This window comes from Pleomorphochaeta caudata (assembly GCF_055395745.1).
The window spans coordinates 2,826,106-2,838,277 of record NZ_AP042458.1 but is presented as its reverse complement, the minus strand read 5'-3'; the positions used below and the strand labels follow the sequence as shown (position 1 = coordinate 2,838,277).

Below are 12,172 nucleotides of genomic sequence, written 5' to 3'. Positions count from 1 at the left end.
TGCTTAAAAAAGTAAACATTTATTTTCGAGAGATAGGTATAAAAACATAAAACGAAAAAAAACGAAAGTAAATGTTGACAATTCGAAAATAGCATAATAGTATAACTAACAAAAGGAGATTTATTAATGAAAAAGATTGTATTGGGGTTTGCTCCAACCAGAAGAAGTATTTTTAGTGCACCAGATGCTATAAAGTATAGAAAACTTACTGCAGAAAAATTAAAACAATTAAACGTAGAATTTGTAGATATTACTGATATTAATGATGAGGGGTTATTATATGATGACAAAGGCCTTGAATTAATAAAAGATAAATTTACAAAAGCAAAAATTGATGGTTTGTTTATTCCTCATTGCAATTTTGGAACTGAATATGAATGTGCTAGATTGGCTAAGGCTATGGATGTTCCTGTTTTATTATGGGGCCCATTAGATGAAAGACCAATGAAAGATGGTACCCGACTTAGAGATACTCAATGTGGCCTATTTGCTACAGGGAAAGTTTTAAGAAGATTTAAAGTTCCTTTTACTTATATGACAAACTGTAGATTAGATGATCCAGTATTTGAAAGAGGTATTAAGGATTTCTTAAGAGTTTGCAGTGTTGTTAAAACTTTTAAGCATATCAGAATCTTACAAATTGGACCTAGACCATTTGATTTCTGGTCAACAATGTGTAATGAAGGAGAATTACTTGAAAAGTTTAATATTCAATTGTCTCCAATTCCTCTACCTGAATTAACAACAACCATTAAAGAAATAATAAATAAAAATGGTGAAAACTTAGTAGAAACAGTTAATTATTTAAAATCAAATTTTGTAGTTAAAGTTAAAGAAGATGAAATAAAAAAAATTGCAGCCTTAAAAATTGCAATGAAAGGTTTGTGTGATAAATATTCTTGTAATGCTGTAGCTATTCAATGTTGGAATGCTTTACAAGGTGAGATTGGTATTATGCCCTGTGTTGCGAATTCCTTGATGAATGAAATGGGTATCCCAGTTGTTTGTGAAACAGATATTCATGGAGCCATAAGTGCCTTAATGGTTGAAGCTGCATCTCTAAAAGATACCAGATCGTTCTTTGCTGATTGGACAATAAGACATCCTGATGTTGAAAATGGAGAGCTATTACAACATTGTGGACCTTGGCCTATTTCTGTAGCTAAGGAAAAACCCGTTATTGGTTATCCTTTGGCATTTACATTCCCTGGATCTTTAACTGCAGAAGCAAAACATGGTGCTTTAACATTAGCTCGTTTTGATGGTGATAACGGGGAATATTCACTTCTTTTAGGTAATGCGAAAGGCATTGAAGGACCAAATTGTATGGGTACCTACTTATGGATTGAAGTTGAAAATATTAAACGCTTAGAAGAAAAAATAGTAATAGGCCCTTATATACATCATTGTGTTGGTATTCATGAAAATTTAGTTCCAGCTCTTTATGAAGCTTGTAAGTATTTAAATATTAAAGCTGATTTATATGATCCAATTGAAGATGATGTAAAAGCATATCTAAGAGGTGAAGATATTAATTTATTAGAGTATTAAATAAGAACTTAATCTTATTATTTATAATTCATAAAACAAATTTATTAGGAGGTAAATTATGAATTTATTTAAAAAAGCTTTAGCTTTATCATGTGTGTTATTAGTAAGTACAACTATGGTATTTGCTCAAGGATCAGAAGAAAGTAATACTAAAAAATCAAATTTGATTTATATCATTACTCCATCTCATTCAAATCCATTCTTTAAAACAGAAGCAGATGCAGCTGAAGCTAAAGCAGTTTCATTAGGATATGAAGTAAAAAGCGTTTCTCATGATGATTCAGCTGTAAAACAATCTGAATTATTTGAAACAGCTATTGCTGATAAAGCTGCTGCTATTATTTGTGACAATGCTGGAGCTGATGCTACTGTTGCTGCTGTTCAAAAAGCAAAAGATGCTGGTATTCCAACTTTCTTAATTGATAGAGAAATTAACCAAAGTGGTGTTGCTATCTCTCAAATCGTAGCAAACAACTACCAAGGAGCAAAAGAAATTGCACAGGTATTCGTAGATGCAATGGGTGGAGAAGGTAAATTTGCTGAATTGTTAGGAAAAGATTCTGATACCAATGCTCATGTTAGATCTCAAGCATTCCATGAAGTTGTAGATCCTTATGATGATTTAGTAATGGTTGCTCAACAAACTGCAAACTGGGAACAAACTGAAGCATATGAAAAAATGGAAACAATCTTAAAATCTAATCCTGATATTAAGGGTGTAATGTGTGGTAATGATACAATGGCTGTTGGAGCTTCTGCTGCAATTAAGAGTGCTGGACTTTCAGGTATTGTTATAGTTGGTGTTGATGGTAGTGATGAAGCTGCAGCATTAATTAAAGCTGGTGAAATGACTGGTACTGCATTACAACAAGCTGCATTAATAGCAGAAATGTCTGTTGAACAAGCTGACAAATATATTAAAACTGGTTCAACTGGTTTAGCTGAAAAACAATTAGTTGATTGTATTGCTATAACTGCTGATAACGTAGATAGATTATCTGCCTTTGTTTACAAATAGAAGAATTTTACACAAATGCTTCTGAGGGAAACAACTTCAGAAGCATATATTTTATTTTAAGAGGAAGTTCATGAAAAGAATAAACAAACTTATATTAATTTTATTAATATTATTTATCTCTACTTTTTTAGTTAGTTGTGTAAAAGTTGTAAAAACAGGTGAAGAAGACAAATTAATTGGTAACGTTAAGTTTGATCCAAATGCAAATGTTTCAGAGTTCTGGGATACAAGTTTTTTGCCAGAGTTAAAAGATAAAGCTTTAGATTTATCTGATCTTTATAACAAAGCTAATGGGGATTTCAAAAATGTTAGTGATTTAGGCCTTTATACCATGGGAGATAAAGGAGAACTAAATTTTACAATTAAAGATGAAGCAACGGTTATAGAAAACTTAAGTGATAAAAAAGCTGGATATCTTGTATTAAGTGTAGATGATATACCATCAGATATAGTAATTGAATTGCAAGTTGGTCCGATATTTAAAGGCACCTCAATTAGAGATAATCTAGAATGTATAAATTTTGATGATTATGTAAATCAGATTGAATGGGGTGGAGTATCTCATAGCTTGAATGAAAAGGTATTAGAAACAGTTATTAATGAGGATATTTTAAATTTAAATGTGGGGGATACTATAGATCTATATGGTTGTTTTACAGTTTCTTCTAATGGAGAAATAATTATTACTCCTATTTCACTAGAGGTAAAATAATGCAAAAAATAGAAAACAAAGAATTAGAAGTTTGTCTAAGAGCTGAACATATAACAAAAATATATCCAGGTACAGTTGCTTTAGATGATGTTTCATTTTCTGTTTATAAGGGAAAAGTTAATGTATTAGTTGGTGAAAATGGTGCAGGAAAATCTACATTAATGAAAGTTATTGCTGGAATAGTTCAAAATGATAAAGGTCGTTTGTTATTAAATAATGAAGATGGAACTACAGAAGAATTATCTATCTCAAATACCAATGATGCAAAGGCTAAAGGTATTGGAATTATTAACCAGGAGTTAAGTTTATTTCCTAATTTAAATGTTTATCAAAACATTTATATGACCAAAGAAATTAAAAAGAAAAATGGAACCTTAGATGATGAAGCTCATAAAAAAGGCGCTAAAGAGATTTTAAAGAAACTTCGTCATCCAATTGATGTTGATACCTTAGTTGGGAATTTAAGAGTAGGGCAACAACAGATTATTGAAATTGCAAAGAATTTATTAATTAAGAATTTAAAAATATTAATTATGGATGAACCTACTTCAAGTTTATCAAAGCAAGAAGTTGATGTTTTGTTTTCAGTTATGAGGGAATTAACTGCTGCTGGTATTTCTATAGTATATATTTCTCACCGCTTAGAAGAAATTATGGAAATAGGAGATCATATTGAAGTTCTTAGGGATGGAAAATATGTCGGAGAAGCAGCAATTAAAGATATCGATATAAATTGGATTATAAGAGCCATGGTAGGAAGTGATGCTTCCTATAAAAAATGGGATAGAGGTATTGATTGGAAAGATAAAGATACCGTTCTTGAAGTTAAGAATTTTAATCTTCCTAAAAAAGGTGGAGGTTACTTACTCAAGGATGTAAGTTTTGAACTAAAAAAATCAGAAATTCTTGGTATTTATGGACTAATGGGTGCTGGTAGATCAGAACTATTTGAATGCATCATGGGACTAAGAAATGAATATACTGGAGAATTGCTTTTGAATGGTGAGGCTATAGATGTTAAAAATATTAACTCACAAATTAAAAATGGTTTTGCCTTAGTTCCTGAAGATCGACAATCAATGGGTCTTGTCCAATGCCTTGATATTTTAAAAAATTTTACTCTTTCAAGTTTAAGTAGTTATACAAAATTTGGTGTTATAGACAAGAAAAAAGAAAGTGATGCCTGTGATAGCCAAATAGGTGACATGAATGTAAAAGTTGCTAAAAAAGATTTACCAATTTTATCTCTTAGTGGAGGGAACCAACAAAAAGTTGTTGTTGGTAAATGTTTATTAACACATCCTGAAATATTGCTTTTAGACGAACCTACTAGAGGAATTGATATTGGTGCAAAAAATGAAATGATAGAAATCATTCGTCAAAATGCAGCTAGAGGCTTATCTCTAATTGTTATTTCATCTGAGTTAAATGAGATCATGGCAATAAGTGATAGAATTATTGTTTTATCTAAAGGAATAAAAACTGCGGAACTTAAAGGTTCTGAAATTACTGAAGAAAATTTAGTACTAGCATCCTATAAAGGGCATAATGTATAAAATGAGGAAGAATATGAAAGAATTTAAGAAAAATTCAAAAATGGATTTTTTAATGCTATTACTTAAAGGAAGAACAATAATTGTTCTTGTTATTTTAATGGTATTTTTTTCAATAGTTGAACCAAACTTTTTAGCTATTGAAACTCTATTTTTAATAGCTAAACACGTAGCTTTATATGGTATTTTAGGTATAGGCATGACCTATGTAATCATAACAGGTGGTATAGATTTATCAGTTGGTGCAATCTGTGGTTTAGTTGGAATGATTGTTGGTGGAATGATTAACGAAGGAGTTGTAATAAAACTTCTTGGTGTCACCCTTTATTTTGATATTCCTTCCATTTGTATTGTTGGAATATTAGTAGGGGCTATTGTTGGTCTTGTAAATGGATACTTTATAACAAAATGTAAAGTTGCACCTTTTATTGCTACTTTAGGAACTATGTATATTGCTAGGGGTGTTGCAATGTTAAGAAGCAATGGAGCTACCTTTAGCGGATTAACTGGCAATGAAGTATTAGGGAATACTGGTTTTGCAATCTTTGGTAGAAACATTGGTAATACTCCAATTCCATTTAGTGTAATAATTTTACTTGTAATAGCTCTTTTTGCAGCATTTATACTAAATAAAACTCCGTTTGGTTGGCAGATAAAAGCAATTGGTGGAAATATAAAGTCTGCTGAGATATCTGGTATTAAAATTAATAAAAAAATCGTTATTGTTTATATTTTCTCTGGTATTTGTTCTGCAATAGTTGGAATTATTACTGCTAGTCAATTGATGGCAGCTCACCCTGCAACAGGGGAATCTTGGGAAATGAATGCTATCGCTGCAGCTGTTTTAGGTGGTACTTCAATGGCAGGTGGTATCGGAACAGTAGGTGGAACAATAATTGGTGCTTTTGTAATTGGTGTTATAAATGATGGGATGGTTATGTGTGGTGTTTCTGAATTCTGGCAAATGATTATTAAAGGTGCTGTAATTATTGGAGCAGTAATTATTGACCAAATTCAAAGAGACTTCCAGACAAAAATGGCTCTAATGGTTAGAGATAAAAATTAAGGGGAATACTTATAATGAATATTAAAGATCTTGAAATAGAAGCTAATGAAATAAGAATGGACTTATTAAACCTAATATATGATGCAAAAACAGGTCATACTGGTGGAGACTTATCTTCAACAGAAATTATTACTGCCTTATATTATGATGTTTTGAACATTGATCCAAAGAATCCAAAAGCCCCAGATAGAGATATGTTTATACTATCTAAAGGTCATTCTGTAGAAGTTTTATATACTGTTTTAGCGAGAAAGGGCTTTTTCCCAAAAGATTGGTTAAAAGATTTTTCAAAAAAAGGATCTTTATTGATTGGTCATCCTAATAATAAGATTCCAGGTATTGAAATGAATACAGGCTCCTTAGGTCATGGACTATCTGTTAGTGTAGGTATGGCATTAGGTTTAAAAAAGAAAAAATTAAAATCAAGAGTCTTTTGTTTAATGGGGGACGGTGAACATGCTGAAGGATCAATTTGGGAAGCCGCTATGTCTGCAAGTAATTATAAACTTGATAATTTAGTTGCTATAATTGATAGAAATCATTTACAGATTTCAGGTAATACAGAAGATGTTATGTCTTTGGAACCTTTAAGAGAAAAGTATGAAAGTTTTGGTTGGGTAGTAAAAGATATTGATGGTAATGATATGGAACAAGTTGTTACTACACTGAAAACAAAAAATACTAGTAATAAACCTTTATTGATAATTGCACATACCATAAAAGGTAAAGGTGTTAAAGAAATGGAAAATATTCCTAAATGGCATCATGGAGTTCCTTCTTCAGACTTAATGAGTAGCGCTATAGATCAATTAGAAAAAAATAAGGAAAAAATAAAAAATGAGTAAAAATGCATGTAGACAATATTTTGCTAATGAACTTATAAAATTGGCAAGTACTGATAAAGATATTGTTGTTATTTGTTCTGATTCAAGAGGTTCTTGTTCAATGACAGATTTTTCAAATACTTATCCAGAACAATTTATTGAAGCTGGAATTGCAGAACAAAATGAAGTTGGTATGGCGGCTGGTTTAGCAAATGTAGGTTATAAACCATTTGTTTGTGCTCCTGCAAGTTTCCTTTCTGCTAGAAGTTTAGAACAGGTCAAAGTTGATGTAGCCTATTCAAAGAAAAATGTTGTATTATTTGGTGTAAGCGGAGGTATCTCTTATGGTGCTTTAGGTTATACGCATCATAGTACTCATGATATAGCTGTTATGAGGACTATTCCTAATCTAAATGTTGTACTTCCTAGTGATGCTATACAAGCTGCTAGTGTAGCAAGATATTTTTCAAAAAATCCTATGCCTCTTTATATAAGGGTTGGTAGAGGTCCTGTTGAAGATATTTATTCAGATTGGGAGGGAGAGCCTTTTACATTAGGTCAAGCTAATGAATTAATGCATGGTGATGATGTTACAATTATTGCATGCGGAGAAATGACTTATCCAGCTTTGCAAGCAGCTAAAATGCTTCAAAAAGAAAATATTAGTGTTAGAGTTTTAGACTCGCCATCAATATCTCCAATTGATGAAAACTCAATAATTAAGGCTGCAAAAGAAACAAAGGCTATATTAACTATTGAAGAACATTGTGTAAACAATGGCCTTGGATCTGCTGTTTCATCTATATTGAGTGAGCAATATCCAGTTCCAATGAAAATTATGGGACTCCCTTATGAAATTTTGATTAATGGTAGTAGTGAAGAGGTAAAAGATGAATATAAATTAAATATCGAAGGTATAATAGAAAATGTGTATTCACTTTTGAAAAGGAAATAAAAATTATGAGTTATATTTTATCAATAGACCAAAGTACTTCTTTGACTAAAGCTATGCTTTTTAATAATAAAGGCGAATTAGTAGGGCGTTTTGATCTAAGTCATAAACAATACATCAATGAAAAAGGATGGGTTGAGCATGATATGGAAGAAATATATTCTAATTTAATAAATGTTGTAAAAGGTGTAATTGAAAAAACTGGTATCGATAGCTCATTAATTAAAGTTGGAGCTATAACTAACCAGAGAGAAACAACTGTAGCTTTTAATAAAGATACGGGTAAAAGTGTTACTAGGGCAATTGTTTGGCAATGTGGAAGAGCAAAGGAAATTTGTAATAAATTAGTTGACAAAGCAACTTTAATTAAACAAAAAACAGGAATGAATTTATCTCCTTATTTCTCTGCTGCAAAAATGAATTGGATTGTTGAAAATATTAATGATGCACAAAATCTTATAAAAAATAATAAATTAGCTCTTTCAACAGTTGATACATTTTTAGTTTATAGACTAAGTGGATTAAATGAATTTAAAACTGAATATTCCAATGCTTGTAGAACACAATTGCTTAATATAAATACATTAGACTGGGATCCAGAACTCTTAGAAATGTTTAACATAAAAAGAGAAATGCTTGCTGAAGTTTGTGACAGCGATTCTTTGTTTTGTTATACTGATTTTGAGGGTGTGCTTAAAAATCCTATTCCTATCCATAGTGTCTTGGGAGACAGCCAAAGTGCATTGTTCGCTCAAGGGGGAAATAAGGAAGGAGTTGTTAAGGCAACCTATGGAACCGGTTCTTCTGTAATGGCTAGTGTAGGATTAAATAATAAAATTTCTGATTCTTTAGTTACTTCAATTGGTTGGAAAATTGATAATAAATTAAACTATGTAGTAGAAGGTAATATTAATTATTGTGGAGCTACAACTAAATGGTTGATTAATTCATTACAAATTTTAGACAATGAAAAAGAAGCTTCTAAAATAGCGAGTTCAGTTACTAGTAAAAATGATGTATATTTAGTGCCTGCTTTCACAGGTTTAGGTGCTCCTTATTGGTCTTCAAGTGCAAAAGCAATTATATGTGGTATGGATTTAACTACTACTAAAAATGAGATCATTAAAGCTGGAGAAGAAACTATTGGTTATCAAATTAATGATATTTTACAATTAATGATTGATGAGAATAAAATTAATTTTAATAGTTTAAGAGTTGATGGTGGTATTACGAATGATAAATATGTAATGCAATTTCAAGCTGATATTTCAAACTTAGAAGTTGATGTAGCCTCTATTGAAGAATTATCTGGGCTTGGTACTGCATTAAATGCTGGTATAAAAATAAATATTATTGATAATAATTATTTTGATAATATATCTTTTAAAAAACGATATTATCCCAAAAATATAGAAAGAGAAGTAAAAATTAATGGTTGGAAAAAAGCCGTTCAAAAGTCAATACTGTAAAAATAATACTGCAATGTTTTGATAATATACCTCATAAGTCGAGAGATTAATTTGAGGTATTTTTTATTTCTCAGGGAGTAAAAGTTTCAAGAATTTAAAATAATAGTCAGAAAAATTTTCTTTTAAATTGGGTTGATTAGAAAAGTTTCAATATTTGATAATAATACTAAATAATGTAATGAAAACTTGCCAAACAACGTAATAAAAACTTGCCAAACAGCGTAATAATGTATATTCCAAAGTTAAGTGCAAGATATTAAATAATTAGGTTTCTTTAAAGTTATAACTTCAAAATGATTTTATTGAAGTTTGAAAATATACTTATCAAAGAAAAGATGGTATTTATATTGTTTAATAGTGTGTTTAAACAATTAGAAATATAAATTTTATAGTTTTCCTGAATTGAGATAAAAAAACTCTATCCTTAAAATAAATTGGATAGAGTTCTTTTTTATGTTATTTCTATTTTTTATATCTAGGATATTCATTACATAGAAGTCTATAAGGTTTTTCATCTTCTACAATTTTGGGGAATCTTCCAATTGGTTCATAGAAGAAGTTATCATTTACATCATCATTGCACATTGAAACTTCACCAATTAATACAGTTCCGCCTTCAACAGCAAAATCATGATATTGATAAGGCCAAATAGTAATACTTTCACCAGGTTTTAGGTAAACCTTTGTTCCAGCTTTAGCACTATAGCTTCTACCATCAGTATTAATTGTAACATCACTATCAGATAGAGATGCATCAACTTTATTAGCATTATATACAGAGATAATTAAGGTTCCACCACCTCTGTTTATAATATCTTCACATTTGTAAGCATGGTAATGCATTGGAGCTTTTTGGTTTTCAAAAAGCATTAATAGTTTTTCAGCATAAGGCTTTTCATATCTATCATCTTTTTGATTTCCGTTTCTTAAAGTAATAAGAGAGAATCCAACTTCATTAAATTTATTCATACCAAAGTCGGTAATATCCCAACCTAGTTGATTATCTCTAATTTCATCATATTCTTCATTTTTTTCTTCCCATTCTTCTTTGCTCCAATTACAGAATTGAGGAATAGAAAACTTATATTCTTTTAATAAAGCTTCAAATTGTTTGATTACTTTATTAATTTCTGATCTCTTCATAAATACATCCTTTTTTATATATATCAAATAATTTCATTACTTCATCATAACTTTTCATAGCAGAAGTACCATCTACTGCAGCTAAAGAACAAATAGCCGTTGTACATGCAACCTTTAATGCTTTAAAAAGATCAAACTCTCTAGTAATAGAATATAAGATACCACTTAAAAAAGCATCCCCTGCACCCGTAGTTCCTTTAATATAACTCTTTGGAACGTCTAAAGATTCAGCTTTATAAACTTTATTAGTTTTACAATCTAGACCATAGTTGAAGAGAGAGGAGTGTACAACTACCCAAGTTGAAACACCAAGTTCTTTAATTTTGTCTAAGGCTTTAATCATATTTTCTTCAATGATTTTATTATCCTCATCCTTAACTTGTATGCCACTAATACTTTGAGCTTCAACTTCATTAACAGTACAGTAGTCACTATACTTTAGAGCTGAACAGGCAACATTAATTGTTCTCTCATCATTTTTTGAAACCATATCAATAGAAGTTTTGATGCCTTTTTCTTGAGCCTCATGAAGAAGTTTAGCACAATAACTGCCATATTCTTTTTCACTATCCATCAATTTTCCAATTAATCCAATATATTCAACTTGAAGGATATCCCCATTTAAAGATGATATATCTATATGATCATAGCTGAAATCTTTATTTGAGGCAGGATCAAAGAAAAAAGTTCTTTGTTTTGTTTTTTTTGAATCCATTACGTGAGTTGTAGGAGTGTTTTCTAATACAACATTATGAGACATATCTATATTTGGATAATCGTTAAATTTATCTTTTATAGTTTGAGCTGCTTCGTCCTGACCCATAACACTATTTACTATAATTTTTAAATCGCTATCCAGTTTTGCAAGATCAATAACTAAATTACCAGCGCCCCCAATAGAGGCACTAGTGTTATTAATTGTTGTTAAATTGCTTTCTTTTGGATATTCATCAATTGAATAGTGTTTGTCTAAAATAACAGGACCAACAACAATAATTGATTTATTCATTGAAACTAAATACTCCAATAGCTTGTTTTACATTTTCTTTCATAGCTTTTGTTGCAATTAAAGGAATATCATGGAAGAAGATATTATCATCATCGCTAAATTTCTTTAATTCATTATAAACGGCCTTGCCACCATATAAACTCATATAAGTATAGTAGTTTATTTTTCTAACACCATTTTTTATTGCGGTTTGGAATTCTTCTTTAGAGAGACCAGATCCACCATGCATTACAAATGGAATATCAATAGCTTCTTTAATTAAAGATATTCTATCTAAATCTAATACAGGTTTTTCTTTATATAATCCATGAGAAGTTCCAAATGCGATAGCTAAACAATCTACATTAGTTTTTTCAACAAATTCTTTTGCAAGAGTAGGGCTTGTGTAAATATCATTTAAATCTGCAAAGCTTTTTGCAGTTTCACTTACTCCACCTTCACCAATACCAATATCGGAAGCAAAGATGTGACCAAGTTCAGCTTCGACACTAACACCTACACTATGAGCGGCTCTAACAACAGCTTTAGTTTCTTCAATATTATCCTCAAAGCTTTTTGCTGAAGCATCAATCATTACTGAAGTAAATCCTAATCTTATAGCTTTAATACAAGCTTCAAAGCTAGTACCATGATCTAGATGAACGCAAACAGGAACAGTTGCTTTTTTTGCAAAATGTAACATTATAGCTGCTGCATCTTCTATTATCATCAATGGTTCATGAACTCCAGCATAGTTTAAGATAACAGGAGTGTCTTTTTCTTCTGCTGCTTCAATAATAGCTTGTGCACTTTCAAAATTAGGAACATTGAATGCTCCAATAGCAATTTTCTTTTCATTTGCTATTTTTAATACATCATTAAGATTAACTAACATA

Annotated in this window: 11 protein-coding genes; 8 read left to right on the top strand and 3 right to left on the bottom strand. The window is 30.5% G+C overall.

Features of this window, described 5'->3' with window-relative positions:
• Positions 1-126 precede the first annotated feature (126 nt).
• The 8 genes from ACZ5RS_RS13020 to ACZ5RS_RS12985 all read left to right on the top strand — a co-directional run bounded on the left by ACZ5RS_RS13020 (position 127) and on the right by ACZ5RS_RS12985 (position 9,145).
• Entirely contained in the window at positions 127-1,551 is a 1,425-nt protein-coding gene (locus ACZ5RS_RS13020) for an L-fucose/L-arabinose isomerase family protein (protein WP_464636151.1), read from the top strand.
• 58 nt (positions 1,552-1,609) lie between these two features.
• The gene (locus tag ACZ5RS_RS13015) at positions 1,610-2,569 is read left to right on the top strand and encodes a substrate-binding domain-containing protein (RefSeq protein WP_464636149.1); all 960 of its coding nucleotides are present in this window, start codon (positions 1,610-1,612) and stop codon (positions 2,567-2,569) included.
• A 70-nt stretch (positions 2,570-2,639) separates the two neighbouring features.
• Positions 2,640-3,281, top strand: coding sequence for a DUF2291 domain-containing protein (locus ACZ5RS_RS13010; RefSeq protein WP_464636147.1), 642 nt, complete (start codon positions 2,640-2,642; stop codon positions 3,279-3,281).
• The gene (locus ACZ5RS_RS13005) at positions 3,281-4,837 is read left to right on the top strand and encodes a sugar ABC transporter ATP-binding protein (RefSeq protein WP_464636145.1); all 1,557 of its coding nucleotides are present in this window, start codon (positions 3,281-3,283) and stop codon (positions 4,835-4,837) included. The genes ACZ5RS_RS13010 and ACZ5RS_RS13005 overlap by 1 nt, the downstream gene beginning before the upstream one ends.
• Before the next feature lie 13 nt (positions 4,838-4,850).
• Positions 4,851-5,900, top strand: coding sequence for an ABC transporter permease (locus ACZ5RS_RS13000; RefSeq protein ID WP_464636143.1), 1,050 nt, complete (start codon positions 4,851-4,853; stop codon positions 5,898-5,900).
• A gap of 14 nt (positions 5,901-5,914) precedes the next feature.
• Positions 5,915-6,745 (top strand): transketolase, encoded by an 831-nt coding sequence (locus ACZ5RS_RS12995; protein ID WP_464636141.1) that lies wholly within the window; start codon positions 5,915-5,917, stop codon positions 6,743-6,745.
• Positions 6,738-7,679, top strand: a complete 942-nt coding sequence (locus ACZ5RS_RS12990; RefSeq protein ID WP_464636139.1) for a transketolase family protein — start codon at positions 6,738-6,740, stop codon at positions 7,677-7,679. Before ACZ5RS_RS12995 ends, ACZ5RS_RS12990 begins: the two co-directional genes overlap by 8 nt.
• A 5-nt stretch (positions 7,680-7,684) precedes the next feature.
• Positions 7,685-9,145 (top strand): FGGY-family carbohydrate kinase, encoded by a 1,461-nt coding sequence (locus ACZ5RS_RS12985; RefSeq protein WP_464636137.1) that lies wholly within the window; start codon positions 7,685-7,687, stop codon positions 9,143-9,145.
• A gap of 462 nt (positions 9,146-9,607) precedes the next feature.
• Here the strand turns inward: ACZ5RS_RS12985 and ACZ5RS_RS12980 are convergent, their stop codons facing one another.
• From ACZ5RS_RS12980 to ACZ5RS_RS12970, 3 genes are read right to left on the bottom strand one after another with little or no spacing between them, the layout of a single operon-like run.
• A complete protein-coding gene (locus ACZ5RS_RS12980) occupies positions 9,608-10,288 on the bottom strand; it encodes a D-lyxose/D-mannose family sugar isomerase (protein ID WP_464636135.1) in 681 nt (226 codons plus the stop codon).
• Positions 10,269-11,297, bottom strand: a complete 1,029-nt coding sequence (locus tag ACZ5RS_RS12975; protein ID WP_464636133.1) for a carbohydrate kinase family protein — start codon at positions 11,295-11,297, stop codon at positions 10,269-10,271. The genes ACZ5RS_RS12980 and ACZ5RS_RS12975 overlap by 20 nt, the downstream gene beginning before the upstream one ends.
• Positions 11,290-12,171, bottom strand: coding sequence for a class II fructose-bisphosphate aldolase (locus ACZ5RS_RS12970; protein WP_464636131.1), 882 nt, complete (start codon positions 12,169-12,171; stop codon positions 11,290-11,292). The genes ACZ5RS_RS12975 and ACZ5RS_RS12970 overlap by 8 nt, the downstream gene beginning before the upstream one ends.
• Between the last annotated feature and the right edge of the window lies 1 nt (position 12,172).